This window comes from Streptomyces sp. CA-146814 (assembly GCF_050942385.1).
Classification (GTDB): domain Bacteria; phylum Actinomycetota; class Actinomycetes; order Streptomycetales; family Streptomycetaceae; genus Streptomyces.
Genome location: NZ_CP192068.1, coordinates 2,471,074 through 2,490,201 on the forward strand (window position 1 = coordinate 2,471,074; position 19,128 = coordinate 2,490,201).

At 70.8% G+C, this 19,128-nt stretch carries 15 protein-coding genes and 1 tRNA gene; 7 read left to right on the forward strand and 9 right to left on the reverse strand.

Annotation, left to right across the window (positions count from 1 at the left end):
• Positions 1 to 41: 41 nt before the first annotated feature.
• Complete coding sequence (locus ACQP09_RS10860) at positions 42 to 1,691, reverse strand: beta-N-acetylhexosaminidase (protein WP_433397969.1); 1,650 nt, start codon at positions 1,689 to 1,691, stop codon at positions 42 to 44.
• 157 nt (positions 1,692 to 1,848) lie between these two features.
• Here ACQP09_RS10860 and ACQP09_RS10865 point away from each other — a divergent pair, with 157 nt between their 5' ends.
• The 3 genes from ACQP09_RS10865 to glmS all read left to right on the forward strand — a co-directional run bounded on the left by ACQP09_RS10865 (position 1,849) and on the right by glmS (position 5,021).
• Entirely contained in the window at positions 1,849 to 2,739 is an 891-nt protein-coding gene (locus tag ACQP09_RS10865; RefSeq protein ID WP_433397971.1) for a DUF4429 domain-containing protein, read from the forward strand.
• Positions 2,740 to 2,826: 87 nt separating this feature from the next.
• Positions 2,827 to 3,102, forward strand: coding sequence for a hypothetical protein (locus ACQP09_RS10870; RefSeq protein ID WP_003968990.1), 276 nt, complete (start codon positions 2,827 to 2,829; stop codon positions 3,100 to 3,102).
• Positions 3,103 to 3,191: 89 nt separating this feature from the next.
• On the forward strand, positions 3,192 to 5,021 hold the full coding sequence (gene glmS, locus ACQP09_RS10875) for a glutamine--fructose-6-phosphate transaminase (isomerizing) (protein ID WP_433397972.1): 1,830 nt from the start codon (positions 3,192 to 3,194) through the stop codon (positions 5,019 to 5,021).
• Positions 5,022 to 5,110: 89 nt separating this feature from the next.
• On the opposite strand, the gene ACQP09_RS10880 is transcribed toward glmS, so the two are convergent.
• Positions 5,111 to 5,632, reverse strand: a complete 522-nt coding sequence (locus tag ACQP09_RS10880; RefSeq protein WP_432151953.1) for a universal stress protein — start codon at positions 5,630 to 5,632, stop codon at positions 5,111 to 5,113.
• Between the two features lie 547 nt (positions 5,633 to 6,179).
• Positions 6,180 to 6,344, reverse strand: coding sequence for a hypothetical protein (locus ACQP09_RS10885; protein ID WP_366424329.1), 165 nt, complete (start codon positions 6,342 to 6,344; stop codon positions 6,180 to 6,182).
• A 183-nt stretch (positions 6,345 to 6,527) separates the two neighbouring features.
• Between ACQP09_RS10885 and ACQP09_RS10890 the strand changes: the two genes are divergently transcribed.
• The 3 genes from ACQP09_RS10890 (at position 6,528) to ACQP09_RS10900 (ending at position 8,626) form a co-directional block, all read left to right on the forward strand.
• On the forward strand, positions 6,528 to 7,748 hold the full coding sequence (locus ACQP09_RS10890) for a helix-turn-helix domain-containing protein (protein ID WP_433397974.1): 1,221 nt from the start codon (positions 6,528 to 6,530) through the stop codon (positions 7,746 to 7,748).
• A 10-nt stretch (positions 7,749 to 7,758) separates the two neighbouring features.
• On the forward strand, positions 7,759 to 8,364 hold the full coding sequence (gene orn, locus ACQP09_RS10895) for an oligoribonuclease (RefSeq protein ID WP_433397976.1): 606 nt from the start codon (positions 7,759 to 7,761) through the stop codon (positions 8,362 to 8,364).
• A gap of 189 nt (positions 8,365 to 8,553) precedes the next feature.
• A tRNA-His gene (locus ACQP09_RS10900) sits at positions 8,554 to 8,626 on the forward strand.
• Between the two features lie 79 nt (positions 8,627 to 8,705).
• Here the strand turns inward: ACQP09_RS10900 and ACQP09_RS10905 are convergent.
• The 6 genes from ACQP09_RS10905 to ACQP09_RS10930 form a co-directional block, all read right to left on the reverse strand.
• Complete coding sequence (locus tag ACQP09_RS10905; protein ID WP_433406549.1) at positions 8,706 to 10,760, reverse strand: TerD family protein; 2,055 nt, start codon at positions 10,758 to 10,760, stop codon at positions 8,706 to 8,708.
• A gap of 183 nt (positions 10,761 to 10,943) precedes the next feature.
• Positions 10,944 to 11,978, reverse strand: a complete 1,035-nt coding sequence (locus ACQP09_RS10910) for a LacI family DNA-binding transcriptional regulator (RefSeq protein ID WP_433397978.1) — start codon at positions 11,976 to 11,978, stop codon at positions 10,944 to 10,946.
• 166 nt (positions 11,979 to 12,144) lie between these two features.
• Entirely contained in the window at positions 12,145 to 13,602 is a 1,458-nt protein-coding gene (locus ACQP09_RS10915) for a GH1 family beta-glucosidase (RefSeq protein ID WP_433397980.1), read from the reverse strand.
• Positions 13,603 to 13,681: 79 nt separating this feature from the next.
• Positions 13,682 to 14,602 carry a carbohydrate ABC transporter permease gene (locus ACQP09_RS10920; protein WP_433397982.1) on the reverse strand — a complete coding sequence of 307 codons (921 nt, stop codon included), beginning with the start codon at positions 14,600 to 14,602 and terminating at the stop codon, positions 13,682 to 13,684.
• Positions 14,603 to 14,616: 14 nt separating this feature from the next.
• The gene (locus ACQP09_RS10925) at positions 14,617 to 15,615 is read right to left on the reverse strand and encodes a carbohydrate ABC transporter permease (RefSeq protein WP_404058283.1); all 999 of its coding nucleotides are present in this window, start codon (positions 15,613 to 15,615) and stop codon (positions 14,617 to 14,619) included.
• Positions 15,616 to 15,781: 166 nt separating this feature from the next.
• The gene (locus ACQP09_RS10930; RefSeq protein ID WP_433397984.1) at positions 15,782 to 17,107 is read right to left on the reverse strand and encodes an ABC transporter substrate-binding protein; all 1,326 of its coding nucleotides are present in this window, start codon (positions 17,105 to 17,107) and stop codon (positions 15,782 to 15,784) included.
• 344 nt (positions 17,108 to 17,451) lie between these two features.
• Here ACQP09_RS10930 and aspT point away from each other — a divergent pair, with 344 nt between their 5' ends.
• The gene (aspT, locus tag ACQP09_RS10935) at positions 17,452 to 19,128 is read left to right on the forward strand and encodes an aspartate-alanine antiporter (protein WP_433397986.1); all 1,677 of its coding nucleotides are present in this window, start codon (positions 17,452 to 17,454) and stop codon (positions 19,126 to 19,128) included.

Genomic DNA, 19,128 nt, shown 5'->3' on the forward strand with positions numbered 1-19,128 from the left:
TGAGCGCCCGGGGACGGTCCCCCGGGCGCTCACCTCTGTCCTCACCGGTCCCAGTCCACCTGCGGCGAGCGGTAGAAGCCGATCCCGAGCGCGGTCAGCCGCGGCCCCTGCGCGGCGAGGCGCACCTTGTACGTGTCCCAGTCACGGGCCGCCGCCGGTGACCAGCCGATCTCGGCGGCGCCCAGCAGCCGCGGGAAGGCCATCGCCTCGATCTCCGCGCTGTCCGTCAGCGTCTCGGTCCACAGCGGCGCCTCGACGCCGAGGACGGCCTCCTGCGGGGCGCCTTCCAGGTAGGTCGCCGGGTCCCAGTCGTAGGACCGCTCCACCTCGACCAGTCCGGCCCAACTCAGGCCGAGCGGTGTGTCCTTGGTGTACTTCATGTCCAGGTAGACCCGGTCGGCCGGCGAGAGCACCAGCCTGGTGCCGCTCCTCGCCGCGTCGGCCACCTGCTTCCGCTCGGCGGCGCCCGTCCGGTCGTACCCCCAGTACTGCGCCACCGCGCCCTTCACCGGCACCGCACCGGTCAGCTGGTGCCAGCCCATCACCGTCTTGCCGTACTTCCCGACGACCGCCTGCGCCTTCGCCATGAACGCCACGTAGTCCTCCTGGCTGGTGGCGTGCGCCTCGTCGCCTCCGATGTGGAGGTACGGCCCCGGAGTGAGGGCGGCGAGTTCACGGAGGACGTCGTCCACGAAGTCGTACGTCACCGGCTTGGAGACACAGAGCGAGCTGAAGCCGACCGTGGTCCCGGTGTAGAGCGGCGGCGCGATCCCGTCGCAGTTCAGCTCGGCGTAGGAGGCGAGGGCGGCGTTGGTGTGGCCGGGCAGGTCGATCTCCGGGACGACCTCCAGATAGCGGGAGGCGGCGTACCGGACGATCTCGCGGTACTGCGCCTTCGTGTAGTACCCGCCGGGTCCGCCGCCGACCTCGGTGGAGCCGCCGTACGTGGCGAGCCGGGGCCAGGAGTCGATGGCGATCCGCCAGCCCTGGTCGTCGGAGAGGTGGAGGTGCAGCTTGTTGACCTTGTAGAGGGCGAGCTGGTCGATGTAGCGCTTCACCTCGGCGACGGAGAAGAAGTGGCGCGAGACGTCGAGCATCGCGCCCCGGTAGCCGTAGCGCGGCGCGTCCGTGATGGTGCCGCCCGCGACCTTCCACGGCCCCTTCTGCCGGCTGTCGGCCTCCACCCGGTCCGGGAGGAGCTGGCGCAGCGTCTGGACGCCGTGGAAGAGCCCGGCCGGGGCGCGGGCGGTGATGGTGAGCGCGGCGGGCGTGGAGCGCAGCCGGTACCCCTCCTCGCCGAGGCCGCGGTCCCGCGAGCCCAGCTCCAGCCGGATGCCGCCGGGGCCCGGCCGGTCGGTGACGGGCAGCGCGTAGCCGGTGGCGGGGCGCAGGAGCTCCGCCAGGTAGGTGCCGATCCGCCGGACCTCGCCGGAGTGGCCGGAGACCCTGATCGGGGTCGTGGCAGTGATGGCGTACGGGGAGCCGCCCGGCACCACCTGCGCGGGGACGGGCACGAGCTGGCCGAGCGGGCGGGGTGCGGAGGCGGCCGCGACCGAGGAGGTGGCGGCGGTGGCGGAGAAGGCGGCCGCCACGACGAGCAGGAGGGTGGAGAGGAGCCTGGGGAGGGTTCCGGGCCGGGCCTTCGGCGTCGTACGCCGGGCCTTCGGGGTCGTAAGCCGGGCCTTCCCCATCGGACGTCGCTGTCGCTGTCGCACAAGCCTGTCCCTTCGACGGGTGCTACCTGTGGATCTCGGGGCAACCGAACGCGCCGACCATGCGTATCGCGGAGCGGTGGACGGGTCAAGGACCGGGCCCGCTCCCGTACGCCCGGCTGGCAGAATCGCGGGTATGGCAGAAATCATCCAGCGCGACGGAACGTGGACGTTCGACGGGGAGACGGTACGCATCGTGCCGGGCGGCAAGGCGCATCCGGTCCGGCTGGCGCTGGGTGAACTGGCCGTTCCCGTACAGGCCTTGGCGGGTGTCTCGTTCGAGCCGGAACGCAAGGGCGGCCGGCTGCGGCTCCGGCTGCGCGGCGGCGCGTGCCCGGTGCTGCGGGCCGCCGACGGCCGCCTGAAGGACGGCGCCGACCCGTACGTCCTGACCGTGGAGAAGGACCGTACGGGCGTGGCGGAGTACTTCGTCGACGAGGTCCGCAACGCGCTGCTGATCGAGCAGGTGCCCGAGGGCCCGGTGGACCGGTTCCTGCTGCCGGGGCCCTCGCTGCCGGTCTCCGGCGGGGGCGGTGACGGCACGGCGTCCTTCGACGGCGAGACCGTGCGGCTCACCTGGAACTGGAAGGCGGAGGAGTCCAAGACCGCGAGCGGCCCGGCGACCTTCCCGCTGGCGCGGATCGCGGGTGTGCGCTGGCTGCCGTCGATCGGCCTGGAGAACGGCTACCTGCGGTTCGAGCCGGTGGACGGGCCGGTCTCGGCCCCGCCGAAGTACGACCCGTACTCCCTGGAGCTGTGGGGGCTGTCCAAGAAGGAGTACACGGCGGTCGTGGTCGCGGCGGCGGTCCTGGCCCGGCTGCCGCAGGCCCGTACGGCACTGGACGCGCCCGTGGAGGCCCCGGCCCTCACCAAGGCGCCCGAGCCCGCGCCCACCGCCGTACCGCCCGCCGACGATCACGACGTGCTGCTGCGGCGGCTGCGGGAGCTGGGCGAGCTGCACCGGGCCGGGGTCCTCACGGATGAGGAGTTCAGTACGGCGAAGCAGGCGATCCTGAGCCGGATGTGACCGTTTCGAGCACCTTCCCGGGGGGTGCCCTGCCCGATATCGGGCAGATTTCTTGCGTAGGAGCGGTTCGACAAGCAATATCGACGGGTGCTTGAACGCCGCTCGTCGCACGACGACCTCATCGACCACCTCGTCCGCTCCACCGCGCTCCAGCGCGGCGAAGCGGCCCGGGTGATCCTCGACGTGCTGGCGTACTTCGACGAGAGCACCGACGACTTCGTCCGGCGCCGCCACCGCGAACTGCAGTCCGGCGGCCTGGTCAACACGGAGATCTTCGAGCGGATCGCGGCCGAGCTGCCGCACCGCGCCGTGGCGCCGCCGGAGCTCTCGCTCCGCCAGCTGCGCCGCATCGTCTACGGCTGAGCGGGCCGGGCGCCCGTGCGAGGGCGCGGCACGCAGGCAGACACAGACAAGTACGTGTACGTGTACGTCGATGGAGGGGCAGAAAATCCATGTGCGGGATCGTCGGATACATCGGGAAGCGTGATGTGGCACCGCTGCTGCTGGAAGGCCTGCAGCGGCTGGAGTACCGGGGTTACGACTCCGCGGGCATCGTCATCACCGGCAAGGCGGCGGCGGGCAAGCCGGGCGCGCTGAAGATGGTCAAGGCCAAGGGCCGGGTCCGCGAGCTGGAGGCCAAGGTCCCCAAGCGGTTCGCCGGCACCACCGGCATCGCGCACACCCGCTGGGCCACCCACGGTGCCCCGAGCGACGAGAACGCGCACCCGCACATGGACGCGGACAACAAGGTCGCCGTCGTCCACAACGGGATCATCGACAACGCCTCGGAGCTGCGCGCCAAGCTCACCGCCGACGGCATCGTCCTCCTCTCCGAGACCGACACCGAGGTGCTGGTCCACCTGATCGCCCGCGCGCAGGCGGACACGCTGGAGGAGAAGGTCCGCGAGGCGCTGCGCCACGTCGAGGGCACGTACGGCATCGCCGTCCTGCACGCCGACTTCAACGACCGCATCGTGGTCGCCCGCAACGGCTCGCCGGTCGTCCTCGGCATCGGCGAGAAGGAGATGTTCGTCGCCTCGGACGTCGCCGCGCTGGTCGCCCACACCCGCCAGGTCGTCACGCTGGACGACGGCGAGATGGCCACCCTGAAGGCCGACGACTTCCGTACGTACACGACGGAGGGCTCGACCACGACGGCGACGCCGACCACCGTGGAGTGGGAGGCCGAGTCGTACGACATGGGCGGCCACGACACGTACATGCACAAGGAGATCTCCGAGCAGGCCGACGCGGTGGACCGCGTGCTGCGCGGCCGGATCGACGACCGGTTCTCCACCGTGCACCTGGGCGGCCTCAACCTGGACGCCCGCGAGGCGCGCGGGGTGCGCCGGATCAAGATCCTCGGCTGTGGCACCTCGTACCACGCGGGCCAGATCGGCGCCCAGCTCATCGAGGAGCTGGCCCGGATCCCCGCCGACGCCGAGCCGGCCTCCGAGTTCCGCTACCGCAACCCGGTCGTCGACCCCGACACCCTGTACGTGGCGGTCTCCCAGTCGGGCGAGACGTACGACGTGCTCGCCGCCGTCCAGGAGCTGAAGCGCAAGGGCGCGCGCGTCCTCGGTGTGGTGAACGTGGTCGGTTCCGCGATCGCGCGGGAGGCCGACGGCGGTACGTACGTCCACGCGGGCCCGGAGGTCTGCGTGGTCTCCACCAAGTGCTTCACCAACACCGTGGTCGCCTTCGCGCTGCTCGCGCTGCACCTGGGCCGCATCCGTGACCTCTCGGTCGCCGACGGCAAGCGGATCATCGACGGGCTGCGGAAGCTCCCGGAGCAGATCAGCGAGATCCTGGCGGGCGAGGACGAGATCAAGCGGCTGGCGGCGGAGTACGCGGACGCCAAGTCGATGATGTTCATCGGCCGGGTGCGCGGCTATCCGGTGGCCCGTGAGGCCTCGCTGAAGCTGAAGGAGGTCTCGTACATCCACGCCGAGGCCTACCCGGCCTCCGAGCTGAAGCACGGCCCGCTCGCGCTGATCGAGCCCGCGATGCCGACCGTGGCGATCGTGCCGGACGACGACCTGCTGGAGAAGAACCGGGCCGCGATGGAGGAGATCAAGGCGCGCAGCGGCCGGATCCTCGCCGTGGCGCACCAGGTCCAGGAGAAGGCCGACCACACCATCGTCGTACCGAAGAACGAGAACGAGCTGGACCCGATCCTCATGGGCATCCCGCTCCAGCTCTTCGCGTACCACACGGCCCTCGCGATGGGCCGGGACATCGACAAGCCGCGGAACCTGGCGAAGTCGGTGACGGTCGAGTAGTCGGCCGCAGTACAACGAGTTGGGCCCCGCACCGTCGTGACGACGGTGCGGGGCCCAACTCGTTGCAGGACAAGGGCTCCTGGGCGCGCTCAGGGGATGACGATGACCGGGCGCTGGGCGCGGCGGGCGAGGCGGCCCGCCACCGAGCCGAAGATCCGGCCGACGAGGCCGTGCGTGGAGCCGACGACGATGGCGTCGGCGGAATACTCGCGGCCGACCTCCTCCAGCTCGTGGCAGATGTCGCCGCCACGCTCCACCAGCACCCACGGGACCTCGGAGAGGTAGTCCGCGCAGGCCAGCTCCAGGCCGAGGACCTCGGTGCGGTGGTCGGGGACGTCGACGAAGACGGGGGGCTCGCAGCCGGCCCAGACCGTGGTCGGGAGCCGGTTGGCCACATGGACGATGATCAGGCCCGAGCCCGATCTGCCAGCCATGCCGATCGCGTAGGCGAGGGCCCGCTCGCTGGAGGTGGAGCCGTCGAAACCGACCACCACTCCGTGCCGGAAGGCGGGATCGCACGCGGGGCGCGCTTCTTCGACCGTCCGCGGCTCCGACCTGGGGTCGGCTACCTGCTTGCGGTCTTTGGGTTCAGGGATTTCGTGACCGGCCATCGGTGTCTCGGCGAAGAGAGTCCTCGTGAGGAGGGAGCGGTTTCGAGAGGTGCTCAGCTGGAGATGCGGCTCTGTCCGGGAATCATCTTCCCAACCCCATACCCCCAAGGGTACGACGCCACTCCTCCCCTGCCCAGACCCCCGCAAAAGCACGCGTGACGTTGGAGGGAGCATGCCCGAGGCGGTCCGGTATGGCAATGCCAGGTGTGTCGTACACGGGCCTCGGCGGGGCGGGACGAGGGTGGACGCCCTGTTTTCCGGGGCTCCGGGCGGCGGTACGGAGCAGGAGGGCGCGGCCGCGGCGGGCGATGCGAGCCGGCGGACCGCACCGCTGATTCCGATCGCCCGCGGCCCATCGGTCGGTAATCCGGTTGCCGTCGCCTCAGGAGCCCCTCCAGCCCCGTCAGACCGTCATGTTCCGCACCGGTGGCCCGAACCCGCCGCGTGCCACCGGACCGAGGGAGCGCACCGGGGCGGCCGTCAGGCGGAAGTTGTGCGCCCGGCGTGACTGGAACCCGCGCACGCAACCGTTCATTTTCAGCCAACTTCACATCCTGGCCGAACCCTTCGCGGAATGGCCGGAGAGCCCACCGCCCACCAGGCAGGAAGAGACCGCGCGGTACGCTTTCACCCGACGCGGACGGGCCACCTTCGCGAAGGGCACTTCCCTGTGCGCTTCGCGGGTGAAACGCTTCGTGATCGAACGCTTCACGCCACGTTTCCTTATCGACTTAAAGCCGGTGGGGGAAGGTGTCACGGCGGGGCCACGCGACGAAGTAGATTCGATCTTGAAAATCGGGGGGCTGGGGAACCGTGCGAAACCGAGGGGAAACGTGCAGGAGCGGCAGGCCCGTAAGGACCAGGGAGACGCGAACACCGAGGGGGGCTTAGCGTCATGAGCCAGGACTCCGCCACCGCGACGGAGGCCGCACGCAAGCTGACCGGGCGGCGACGCCGGGAAGTCGTTGCCGTGCTGCTGTTCAGCGGCGGCCCTATCTTCGAGAGCTCCATCCCGCTCTCCGTTTTCGGAATCGACCGGCAGGACGCGGGAGTTCCCCGCTACCGCCTGCTGGTCTGCGGCGGCGAGGACGGACCGCTGCGCACGACGGGTGGACTCGAACTGACCACGCCGTACGGCCTGGAGGCGATCAGCAGGGCAGGCACCGTGGTGGTGCCCGCCTGGCGTTCGATCACCTCACCACCGCCCGCCGAGGCCTTGGACGCGCTGCGGCGCGCCCATGAGGAGGGCGCCCGCATCGTCGGCCTGTGCACGGGAGCCTTCGTGCTCGCGGCGGCCGGCCTGCTGGACGGCCGGCCGGCCACCACGCACTGGATGTACGCGCCGACGCTGGCCAAGCGCTATCCGTCGGTGCACGTCGATCCGCGCGAACTCTTCGTGGACGACGGCGATGTGCTGACCTCCGCCGGTACGGCGGCGGGTATCGACCTCTGCCTCCACATAGTCCGCACCGACCACGGCACCGAGGCGGCGGGCGCACTGGCCCGCAGGCTCGTCGTACCGCCGCGGCGCAGTGGCGGACAGGAGCGCTACCTGGACAGGTCGCTGCCCGAGGAGATCGGCTCCGACCCGCTCGCCGAGGTCGTGGCCTGGGCGCTGGAGCATCTGCACGAGCAGTTCGACGTGGAGACGCTCGCGGCGCGCGCCTACATGAGCAGGCGGACCTTCGACCGCAGGTTCCGCTCGCTCACGGGGAGCGCACCGCTCCAGTGGCTGATCACCCAGCGGGTGCTCCAGGCACAGCGGCTGCTGGAGACCTCCGACTACTCGGTCGACGAGGTCGCCGGACGCTGCGGCTTCCGCTCACCGGTCGCGCTGCGCGGGCACTTCCGCCGCCAGCTCGGCTCCTCCCCCGCCGCGTACCGGGCCGCCTACCGGGCCCGTCGTCCGCAGGGGGTGGCGGAGAGCGCCGCGACGGTGCTGGAGACGGTCGTGCCCAGCCAGGGCTCGCCGTCCGGCCGCAGGGGCGCCCCGATGGGCTCATCGACTCCGGTCTCCGTGTCGGCCTCGGCGGGCTCCTCGGAGCACTCGCTGCCGGTCCCCGACGCGTACGCTCCCGGGCGCCCGGCCCTGCCGGGACAGCGGAGCGCCCCGTAGGGTGGGGCGCATGAACGACCGCATGGTGTGGATCGACTGCGAGATGACCGGGCTCTCGTTGACGGACGACGCACTGATCGAGGTGGCCGCCCTGGTCACCGACTCGGAGTTGAACGTGCTCGGCGACGGGGTGGACATCGTGATCCGCCCGCCGGACGCGGCCCTGGAGACGATGCCCGAGGTGGTGCGGCAGATGCACACCGCCTCGGGCCTCCTCGACGAGCTGGCCGGGGGCACCACCCTGGCCGACGCCGAGGAGCAGGTCTTGGCGTACGTCCGCGAGCATGTGAAGGAGCCGGGCAAGGCCCCGCTCTGCGGAAACTCGGTCGGTACCGACCGCGGCTTCCTGGCGCGGGACATGCGGGAGCTGGAGGGCTACCTCCACTACCGGATCGTGGACGTGTCCTCGGTCAAGGAGCTGGCCCGCCGCTGGTACCCGCGGGCGTACTTCAACAGCCCGGAGAAGAACGGCAACCACCGGGCGCTGGCGGACATCCGCGACTCCATCGCGGAGCTCCGCTACTACCGGGAGGCGGTCTTCGTTCCGCAGCCCGGCCCGGACTCGGAGCGCGCCAAGGAGATCGCGGCGCGTCACGTGATCCGCGCCGCACCGTAGGAACCGTCCGCGCCGCACCGTGGCGAACCGTCCGCCCCACTGGAGCGAACCGTCCGCGTCACACCGGAGAAAACCGCTGGTCAGGGCCGTGCGAGCGGCTGCTGACCGGCCCCGGGAAACGGGGGCGCGAGCACCCTCCCGGACCCTGTACACTTTTTCTCGGCCGGTCGGAAACGACCGGGCGACATGGTGGGTATAGCTCAGCTGGCAGAGCACCTGGTTGTGGTCCAGGATGTCGCGGGTTCAAGTCCCGTTACTCACCCTGACAGAAGGGCCCCGGTCTTCGGACCGGGGCCCTTCTTCGTGTGCGGAGGCCGGTCAGCCTTCGTGTGCGGAGGCCGTCAGCCGGCCGGCTCCTCGCTCCGGGAGCGGCGGGCCGGGGCCTCCACCTGGGCGACGACCTGGGCGTGGAAGCGGTCCACGGCCTCGTCGACGCTGCGGATGAAGCCCGTCTCGGCGGCGCCCCGGCCGTTGCCCATGCCCTTGAACAGCGAGAGCCGGAAGCCGGTGATCTGCGCCCCGCCCTTCGGGACGATGTCGGCGGGCTCCGGGCGCAGCCGCTCCAGCGTGCCGCGCGGGCCGGGGGACGGGCCGTCGACGAGCGTCTCGATGTGCAGGTCGGCCGGTGCCTCGGCCAGCCGCCGGATCAGCCGCTTGACCCGGCTGAGGGGGTAGCCGGGCTCGGCGGACGGGATCTCGATCGACGTACGGAGCTTGCCGGTGCGCAGGTCGGCGGTGATGGCCAGGACGCCCGGCGTGCCCTCGATCCGGATCTCCGCGTTGAGCCGCCCCTGCTCGCAGAGGTGGTCGGCGAGCTCGGTGCGGCGGGTCCGCGGGTCGGAGCCGCGCCGGGTGCGCTGGACCGGCAGGACCTTCTGTCCCAGCTCACCGCCGAGGCGCAGGCAGACCTGGCGGACCAGGCGCTCCCAGTTCTCGATGACCTCCAGGGCCCGGGCGTCGCCCTGGCACAGGGTCTCGTCGTCGATGCCCCGGCGGACCGGGACCCAGGCGGCGCCCATGTTCTGGAAGCCGTGGCAGCCGGAGTTCTCGTGCTGGAGGTAGTGCAGCAGTTCCTGGAGCAGCCAGGCGTGGGCCGCGTTGCCGACGCCCTCGTGGCGGATCAGCATCTGCGCCTGGTGCACGACCTCGGCCCAGGACAGGTGCCAGAGGGCCACCTTGTGCTTGCGGCGGCCGTCGATCCGTACGTCGACGAGCGGGCTGCCCTCCAGCGCCACGTCGTTGGAGAGCGTGATCACCGCCTCGTACCCGCGCCGGGCGGCGATGTCCATGTACGCCTGCACCTGGTCGGGCTTGAGCGCGTTCCCGTTGGTCTTGGTCTCGACGAGCGCCGTCCACAGCTTGCCCGCCCGCTCGACCCGGATCACCCCGTCCGGCCGCCGCGGCGACTCGCCGTGCGGCAGCGTCACCTCGGTGTACGTCTCCATCCGGCCGGCCGGCGCGCCGAACCCGGCGGTGAGGCGGCGGCCGAACTCCGGCACCTGCGCCATCACGGACAGGACGACGGAGGTGGCCCGCGTCTCGCGCTCGCGGTCGCTCTTGAGCGCGGACACCGGGAACAGCCGGGCGGAGCGCCAGGACTCGTTGTCGGCGAGGCTCTTCCTGACCGTACGGGGGAGGGTGACCTTCTTCTTGGCGGTACGGGGACGGCGTGCGGGCTTGGGCGGGGTGACCGGGTCCGGGGCCGGGGCGGCGGGAGCCGCGTCGTCGGCGCGGTCGGCGGTGGCGTGGGCGGGGACCCGGGCCTTCGGGGCGGCGGCGGGCTGCGGCGGCGGCTCCGCTTCGGCGCTCGGCGCCTCTTCGACCAGGCCCTCCGCCTCCTCCTCCGCCTCCTCCGCCGCGTCGTCGTCGATGTCGACGCCGTAGTCGGTCGCCAGCCCGGCGAGCCCCGACGCGTACCCCTGGCCGACGGCCCGGAACTTCCACTCCCCCGAACGCCGGTACAGCTCACCGAAGATCACCGCGCTGACCTCGTCGGCCTCTTCGACCGCGAACCGGACCAGGCCGTCGCCCGCGCCGTCCGCGAGGGTGAGGCGGAGGTCGTCCAGCTCGCCGAAGCGGGATCCGCCGTAGCGGCTGGCGGCGACGACCACCGTGTCGATCTCCTGCGGCACGGCGTCCAGATCGAAGCTGATCCGGTCCTCGCTGCCGTCGGCCGTGGGCGTCTTGCCGAGCAACTGCACGCTTCCGTTGCCGGCCACGGGGTTGTTGTAGAAGCAGAAGTCGTCGTCGCTGCGGACCTTGCCGTCGCCGTCGAGCAGGAGGACGGAGACGTCCGCGTCGCCCTCCCCCGTAGCGCTGCTCCAGCCCAGGCCCACCATCACCGAGCCGACGTTCTCGCTCAGCGCCGTGAGACCGACGTTGGCGCCCTTGACCATCTCGTGCACGAGGCCCCCCAGATGCACGGCCGCTCGGAGCGCACCCGGCAGCCCGCTGCGTGACGTGTGTGGTGCGTCACACATTCGTCGTACGCAGCGAACATTAGCCGTCGGAGCGGAGACGCGTGAAGAACTGGTGAAATCCGGAGGCCCGGCTACCGCAACGACGTGCCGCGAGGGCCGTCACGACGAGTCGCGCACCACCAGCTGCGTCGGCAGCACCACCGACGGCCGCTCCTCGCCCACGCGTCCCGCGATCTCCTCCAGGAGCAGTTCGGCCATCCGGCGGCCCATCTCCTCGATCGGCTGGCGGACGCTGGTGAGGGCCGGGTGCATGTGGCGGGCGACCACCGAGTCGTCGAAGCCGATCAGGGCCACGTCCTCGGGGATGCGGCGGTCGGCCTCGCGCAGGACCTGGCGGGCGCCGGCCGCCATCACGTCGGAGGCCGCGAAGACCGCGTCCAGGTCGGGGCGGCGGGCGAGGAGTTCGCGCATGGCCCGCGCGCCGCCCTCCTCGGTGAAGTCGGCCGGGGCGATGAGGCGTTCGTCCGGGGGCAGGCCCGCGGCGGCGAGGGCGGCGCGGTAGCCGTCCAGGCGGCGCTGGGCACCGTAGACCTCCAGGCGGCCGGTGATCGTGGCGATCGACCGGCGGCCCCGGGTGATCAGGTGGTCGACGGCGGCCCGCGCGCCTTCGAAGTTGTCCGAGTCGACCGAGGCGAGAGGCTCGTTCGCGTGCCTCGCGCCGCTGATCACGCACGGCATGCCGAGCTGTTCCAGCAGCTCCGGCAGCGGGTCGTCGGCGTGCACCGCGACCAGCAGGACGCCGTCGACCCGGTGCGCGGTCAGGTACTGCGCCAGCCGGCGGCGCTCGCGGTCGTTGCCCGCGAGGGTGAGGAGAAGCTGCATCTCGGTGTCGGCCAGGGCCGCTCCCACGCCGCGCACTATGGCGGAGAAGTACGGTTCGGCGAAGAAGCGGGTCTCCGGCTCCGGCACCACCAGCGCGATGGCGTCGGTGCGGTTGCCGGCGAGGGCGCGGGCGGCGCGGTTGGGGACGTAGCCCAGTTCGGCGACGGCCGCCTCGACCGCCTCGCGGGTCGCTTCGCTGACCCGGGGTGAGCCGTTGATGACGCGGGAGGCGGTGCCGCGGCCGACTCCGGCCCGGGCCGCCACCTCTTCGAGCGTGGGCCGCCCGCCGTTCCGTACTCGCGCTGCCGCCATGGCTGCCTCCCCGTTCCCGGTCAATTTCTCACAGCCGTACAGTCAATCCAAGTCCTGGATCGATCACTCCGACGAGCGTACGGACAGTGTATTGGGAGCGCTCCCAAAGCCGGGTCGAGGTGTGGGCCCCGGTCTGTCGCCACCGGGGCCCACGGCGCTCAGCGCGTCACGCCTCCGGCGGCAGTCCGTGGCGTGCGATCACCTCGCCGTACCAGTGCGCGCTCGCCTTGGGGGTGCGGAGCTGGGTCGCGTAGTCGATGTGGACCGCGCCGAACCGCTTCGAGTAGCCGTATCCCCACTCGAAGTTGTCCATCAGCGACCAGAGGAAGTAGCCGCGTACGTCGGCGCCGTCGGCCACCGCCCGCTGTACGGCGGCGAGATGGCCGTGCAGGTAGGCGATCCGCTCCGGGTCGTGGACCTGGCCGTCCGCGTCGACGGTGTCCTCGAAGGCCGCGCCGTTCTCGGTGACCATCAGCGGGAGGCCCGGGTTCTCGCGGGCGACGTCCATGAGGAGGGCGTACAGGCCGTTCGGGTCGACCGACCAGTTCATGGCCGTACGCGGCTTGCCTTCGGCGAGGTGGAAGGCGACGTGCTCCGAGCCCGGCCACGGGGAGTGGTCGCTGCTGCCGTGGCCGTCGTTGCGGGTGTCCCCGGCGCCGGAGGCGGGCGTGGAGACGATCGTGGGCGTGTAGTAGTTGACGCCGAGCACGTCGATCGGGGCGGCGATGGCGGCGAGGTCGCCTTCGCGGATCAACTCCGGCCAGCTCACGATGCGTTCGGTGTCGGCGAGCAGGTCTTCCGGGTACGCGCCCCGCAGCATCGGGCCGGTGAAGATCCGGTTGCCCACCGCGTCGATCCGGCGCGCCGCGTCCGCGTCCGCGTCGCTGCCGGTGAGCGGGCGCACCTGGTGGAGGTTGAGGGTGACCGAGGTCTGCGCGGCGGCGGGGAGGTTGGCGCGCAGCGCCTCGGTCGCCCGGCCGTGGGCCAGGTTGAGATGGTGGGCGGCCCGCAGCGCGGCGGCCGGTTCGGTGCGGCCGGGGGCGTGGACCCCGGAGCCGTAACCGAGGAAGGCCGTGCACCAGGGCTCGTTGAGCGTCGTCCACATCCCGACCCGGTCGCCGAGCGCGCGCGCCATGATGGCCGCGTAGTCGGCGAACCGCTCGGCCGTCGCGCGCTCGGGCCAGCCGCCCGCGTCCTCCAACTCCTGGGGCAGGTCCCAGTGGTAGAGCGTGGCGACGGGCGTGATGCCGGCCGCGAGCAGCTCGTCGACGAGCGAGCGGTAGAAGTCCAGGCCGCGTTCGACGGCGGGGCCGCGGCCGGTGGGCTGGACGCGGGACCAGGAGACGGAGAAGCGGTACGCCTGGAGGCCGAGCCGCTTCATCAGCGCCACGTCGTCGCGGTAGCGGTGGAAGTGGTCGGCGGCCACGTCTCCGGTGTCGCCGTTCAGGACCTTGCCGGGGGTGTGGCTGAAGGTGTCCCAGATGGAGGGGGTGCGGCCGTTCTCGGCGGCTGCCCCTTCCACCTGGTACGCGGCGGTGGCGGCGCCCCAGACGAAGCCCGTCGGGAAGGGGGCGGGGGCCGTGGGGGCCTGCTGCGGGGCGGTGTCGGATCGTACGACAGTCATGCGGGAGCGCTCCCATGGGGGTAGTGGAGGATGAGGTGGAGGGGCGGCGCGGCCGGGGCCGGCCGCACCGCGGATGACGTCAGCCCTTGACCGCGCCCGACATGATCCCGCCCACGATCTTCTTGCCGAAGACCACGAACACCACCAGCAGCGGCAGCGTGCTGATCAGCGCGCCCGCCATGACGATGGACTGGTCGGGCGTGTACGAGGCGCTGAGCTGGCCGAGCGCCACCTGAAGGGTCGGGTTCTGCTGGTTGAGGGCGAGGTAGGGCCAGAAGAAGTCGTTCCACGCCTGGACGAAGGTGAGCATCCCGAGCACCATCATCGCGGGGCGGGCGACCGGCAGCACCACGCTCACCACGATGCGGAAGTTGTTCGCCCCGTCGATCTTGGCCGCCTCGATCAGCTCGTACGGCAGCGCCTCGATCAGGTACTGGCGCATGAAGAACACGCCGAACGCGCTCACCAGCGTCGGGAAGATCACCGATTCGAGCTGCCCGCCCCAGCCGAGGCCGGACATCATCATGAAGAGCGGGACCACGCTGAGCTGCGGCGGGATCGTGAGCGTGGCGATGACGGCGGTCATCAGCCAGCCCCGGCCCCGGAAGCGCATCTTGGCGAACGCGTAGCCGGCGAGCGTGCAGAAGAAGAGCGTCGCGGCGGTGATGGACGACGAGACGATGATGCTGTTGACGATCGCCTTGCCGAGGCTGGCCTGCTCCCAGGCCGTCTGGAGGTTCTCCACCAGCCTGCCGCCCGGCAGGAACGGCGGTGTGGAGGCGAGGACTTCGTCCTGGGTGCGGGAGGCCGCCACCAGGGTCCAGTACAGCGGCAGCAGCGAGCCGAAGCCGACGACGGCGAGCGCGATGTACGCGAACGGGCCGCCCTTCATCTGCTGGCCCGCGCCCATCCTGAAGCGGCTGGGGCGGTGCGGGGCGCTGCCCTTCGGCGACGGTGCGGGCTTCACCGGGGCGGTGGGTGTGGTGCTGGTCATGGTCATGGAATCGCTCCCGGTCAGACCGCGGACTTGCGGACGTAGCGGCCGATGAACCAGTTGACCGCGGCGATGATGAGCAGGAGCGCGAGCATCGCCCAGGCCACGGCGGCCGCCGGACCCAGATGTCCGAGGTTCCAGCCGTAGTTGTAGAGGTAGATGCTGAGCGTCTCGTACTGGTTCTCGTTGCCGCCGGTGGCGCCCATCGCGCCGCCCTCCAGCAGCAGCGGCTCACCGAACAGCTGCATGGACCCGATCGTCGAGATGACGATGGTGAACAGGATCGTCGGCCGCAGCGAGGGGATGGTCACCTTGCGGAACTGCTGCCAGCGCGAGGCGCCGTCCAACGAGGCTGCTTCGTAGAGGTCGTTGGGGACCGCCTGCATGGCCGCGAGGTAGATCAGCGCGTTGTAGCCGGTCCACCGCCAGATCACGATGATCGAGATGGCGAGCTTCGAAGTCCAGTGTCCGTTCGCCCAGTTGACCGGGTCGAAGCCGACGAGGCCGAGCGTCCAGTTGAGCAGTCCGCCGTCCGCCCTGAAGACCAGCGCGAAGACGAGGGCGGCGGAGGCGACGGAGGTCGCGTACGGCGTGAGGATGATCGTGCGCCAGAACGTGCTGGCGCGCAGGCGGTAGTTGAGCAGATGCGCGAGGCCGAGCGCCACCAGGAGCTGCGGGACGGTCGAGATGACACCGATCAGGAAGGTGTTGCTGACCGAGGTCCAGAACTCCGGGTCGTGCAGGATCTTGTCGAAGTTCTCCCAGCCCACCCACTCCATCGAGTCCAGGCCGGTCATCGAGACCCGGTGCAGGGCGATCCAGCCGGTGTAGAGGAGCGGGTAGAGGCCGAAGGCCCCGAAGATCAGGAAGAACGGCGCTATGTAGGCGTACGGGGACGCCTTGTCGTCGAACCGCCACAGCCGGCTGCGCCACAACTGCCGCCGCTCGGACGGTGGTTCCTTCTGCGGTTCGCGGGGCGGGGATGCGTACGCGTCCCGGGTGGGGGTCGAGGTTGCCACGGGCGGGAGTCCTTCCCTGGGGGCGCCGGCGGGCGGCTGAGTCATGGAGTGGGCGGGCCGGTGACGGGCGGCCGGGGCGGGCGGGCGCGGCAGGAGTCGCCCGCCCGCCCCGGCGCCGGGTCCGCGCGGCGTCGGTTCAGGTCGCGCCGCGGGCGGCCGGTTCAGCTCAGCCGATCGCCTTGTCGATCGTGCGGACCGCGACGTCCCAGGCCGCGTCCGGCTTCGTACCGCGCTGCTCCATGTTGTTGATCTGCGTGGAGATCGAGTCCTTGATCACGCCGTCCTTCGGGCCGAGCACCGCCTCGGGGATGGACTTCGCGCCGTCCGCGTAGATCTGGCCGATGGGCGCGTTGTTGAAGTACGGCAGGGTGGCGCTCTTCACGTCCGGCAGCTCGTAGGCGCCCTGGTTGGACGGGAAGACCCCGATCGCCTTGAAGACGGCGGCCTGCTGCTCGGGCGCGGTCAGCCACTTGACGAGCTTGGTGGCCTCGTCCACGTTCTTGCCGGACTTCGGTACGGCGAGGAAGGAGCCGCCCCAGTTGGCGGAGGTGGCGCCGGGTGCGCTGGTGATGTCCCACTTGCCCTTGTTGGCGTCACCGGCGTACGTGGAGATCTGGCCGGCCATCCAGGCCGGGCAGACCACGGTGGCGACGGTGCTCTTGCGCAGGGCCGCCTGCCACTGGTCCTCGAACTGGGCCAGGCCCTGCGTCAGCTTCTTGGACGCGGCCTCGGCGGCCAGGTCCCAGCCCTTGCTGACGCTGGCGCTCTCCTTGTAGACCGGCTTGCCGCTCGCGTCGTAGTACTGCTCGGGGCTGGAGCTGACGACCGCGTTGAACATGGCGCTGGCGGAGTCCATGAAGTACGTGCCTTGGGGCGCCTTCTTCTTGTACTCCTCGCCGAGCGCGAGGAAGTCCTCCCAGCCGCCGGCCGTCCGCTTGGCGACCTCGGCGCGGTCGGTGGGCAGGCCGGCCTTCTCGAACAGCTCACGGTTGTAGCAGAGCGACATGGGGCCGATGTCGGTGCCCGCGCCGATCACCGCGCCGCTGGGGGCGGTGGCCTGCTTGGCCTTCCAGGAGACCCACTGGTCGACGTCGATCACCTTGGAGAGGTCGGCGAACGAGTCCGCCTTGGTGTCGACGATCTCCTTGATCCGGCCGACCTCGATGCCGTGGACGTCGGCGAGGCCACTGCCCGAGTTCAGCTGCTGGAGCAGCTTCGGGTAGTAGTTCTTCTCCTCGGCGGTGGTGTCCTCCTTGACCGTGATCTTCGGGTTGAGCTCGTGGTACTTCTCGAAGAGCCCGGCCTCCTTGTACCCGAACTGGCCGAAGTCGGCCACGGTCAGCGTGATGTTGCCGTCGGCGTCGGCTCCCTTGCTTCCGGAGTCGGACGAGCCGCCGCAGCCGGTGAGCAGCAGGGCGGTGACCGTGAGGCCCGAGGTGGCCACGATCGCGGTTCTCCGGCGTCGACCGGCAACGCTGCGGGTGATGCGCATTCCACTGCTCCTTGGTGCGGGGAAGTCCTGGTGAAAGGACAGGGAAGTCCTGCGGGAAGGAAGCGCGCGGGATCCCCTCCCCGTATTCGTGGGAGCGCTCCCATGCGCCGATGCCGGAAGGTTCCTGCCTCAAGGGGGTGGGTGTCAAGAGTTGAAGACGATTCCGTTGCCGAAGGATGTCCAGCGCGTCACGCGAGGGCTCCGGACCCGGCCACCCGTCGAGAGGTGAACGGGGGTTGCCGGAGCGGGGTGAAGTGCCGGGAGGTCCCACCCCTGTTAATTTCGCCCTTATGTCCCCTTTGATCACGCGTGCCGTCGACACCGGAACCGGTGGGTGACGCGGGATGGGCGTACTGCGCGACCATCCCGAACTGGCCCTCTTCTTCTGTCTCGCCGCCGGCTACCTGGTCGGCAAGCTCCGCGTCGGCCCGATCACGCTCGGCGGTATCTGCGGCACGCTGATCGTGTCGCTGCTGATCGGCACCCGGAACGTCAGCGTCGACGACGACGTCAAGACCGTCTTCTTCGCGCTGTTCATCTTCTCGCTCGGCTACATGGCCGGGCCGCAGTTCTTCGCCAACCTCAACCGCTCCAGCCTGCGCTTCTTCACGCTCTGCCTGATCGAGCTGGTCTGTGTCCTCGGGATCGCCTACGGGCTCGCCAAGGCCTTCGACCTGGACGTCGGCACGGCGTCCGGCATCCTGGCGGGCGCGGCCACCGAGTCCGCCGTCGTGGGTACGGCCACCGAGGCGATCGGCAAGCTCAGCGACCTGACCTCCGAGCAGATCACCCAGTACCAGGGGCACGTGGCGACCGCCTACACGGTCTGCTACCTGTTCGGCCTGATCACCATCGTCCTCTTCACCAGCCAGATCATGCCGATGCTGCTCCGCATCAACCTGGCCGACGCCTCCCGCGAGCTGTGGGAGAAGATGCGCGGCGGCCAGGCCGGTCTGGAGTCCGACGAGCGTGAGGCGCTGCCGGGCATGGTCGGCCGCACCTACCTGGTCACCCATGCCGACGGACGTACGGTCGGCGACCTGGAGAACGCGCTCGGCGGCCACATCACGGTCGAGGGCGTCAAGCGCGGCAGCAAGCTGCTGACGCCCTCCCCGGAGCTGGAACTGACGCTCAGCGACCTGATCCAGGTCGTCGGCCGGCGCTCGGCGATCATCGAGGCGGGCCGGGAGATCGGCCCGGAGACCCCGGCCGTCCCGGGGCTCGACGCGCCGCTGGCCACCAGCCAGGTCGCCGTCACCGAGAAGGCCACCGCCGGTTCGACCATCGACCGGCTGGAGAAGAACCACCCGGAGTTCCGCGCGGACGGCGTCTACATCACCGACGTCCTCCGCAACGACCAGCACCTCCCGGCCAGCGGCGAGACCGTCCTCCAGCGCGGCGACGTCCTCACCCTGGTCGGCGCGCGCGGCGGGCTGAACAAGCTGGTCGCCAAGATCGGCGCGGTCGTGAAGAACGACTCCACCGACTTCGTCTACATCGGCTTCGGCATCGTCGCCGGCTCACTGCTCGGCCAGATCGTGGTCAAGCTCGGCGACGTCCCGATGTCGCTCGGCACCGGCGGCGGCTGCCTGATCTCCGGCCTGCTCTTCGGCTGGTTCCGCTCCCGCAAACAGACCTTCGGCGCCTTCCCGCCGCAGGCCGCGAGCACGCTCAAGGACATGGGCCTGGCCGTCTTCATCGCCTGTACGGGACTGGCGGCGGGACCGCAGGCCTGGCCGCTGCTCAAGGAGTACGGGGCGCTGCTGCCGTTCGCCGGGATCGCCATGGTCCTGGTGCCCGCCACGATCTCCCTGATCGTCGGGCGCAAGCTGCTGAAGATCGAGAAGCCGCTGCTGATCGGCGCCATCGCCGGACAGCAGTGCTCGACCCCGGCGATCACCTCCATCACCCAGGTGGCCCAGAGCTCCGTACCGCTGCTCGGCTACACGATCACGTACACGCTCTCCAACTTCCTGCTCCCGCTGACCGGCCCCATCCTCGTCGGCGTACTGGGGGCCTGA

Bases quoted from the DNA above. Each gene is read 5' to 3' on its own strand.
- ACQP09_RS10930 (WP_433397984.1), bottom strand. From the start codon at position 17,107: ATGCGCATCACCCGCAGCGTTGCCGGTCGACGCCGGAGAACCGCGATC.
- ACQP09_RS10890 (WP_433397974.1), top strand. From the start codon at position 6,528: ATGAGCCAGGACTCCGCCACCGCGACGGAGGCCGCACGCAAGCTGACC.
- ACQP09_RS10920 (WP_433397982.1), bottom strand. From the start codon at position 14,602: ATGACCATGACCAGCACCACACCCACCGCCCCGGTGAAGCCCGCACCG.
- glmS (WP_433397972.1), top strand. From the start codon at position 3,192: ATGTGCGGGATCGTCGGATACATCGGGAAGCGTGATGTGGCACCGCTG.
- ACQP09_RS10880 (WP_432151953.1), bottom strand. From the start codon at position 5,632: ATGGCCGGTCACGAAATCCCTGAACCCAAAGACCGCAAGCAGGTAGCC.
- aspT (WP_433397986.1), top strand. From the start codon at position 17,452: ATGGGCGTACTGCGCGACCATCCCGAACTGGCCCTCTTCTTCTGTCTC.
- ACQP09_RS10865 (WP_433397971.1), top strand. From the start codon at position 1,849: ATGGCAGAAATCATCCAGCGCGACGGAACGTGGACGTTCGACGGGGAG.
- ACQP09_RS10860 (WP_433397969.1), bottom strand. From the start codon at position 1,691: ATGGGGAAGGCCCGGCTTACGACCCCGAAGGCCCGGCGTACGACGCCG.
- ACQP09_RS10905 (WP_433406549.1), bottom strand. From the start codon at position 10,760: ATGGTCAAGGGCGCCAACGTCGGTCTCACGGCGCTGAGCGAGAACGTC.
- orn (WP_433397976.1), top strand. From the start codon at position 7,759: ATGAACGACCGCATGGTGTGGATCGACTGCGAGATGACCGGGCTCTCG.
- ACQP09_RS10915 (WP_433397980.1), bottom strand. From the start codon at position 13,602: ATGACTGTCGTACGATCCGACACCGCCCCGCAGCAGGCCCCCACGGCC.
- ACQP09_RS10910 (WP_433397978.1), bottom strand. From the start codon at position 11,978: ATGGCGGCAGCGCGAGTACGGAACGGCGGGCGGCCCACGCTCGAAGAG.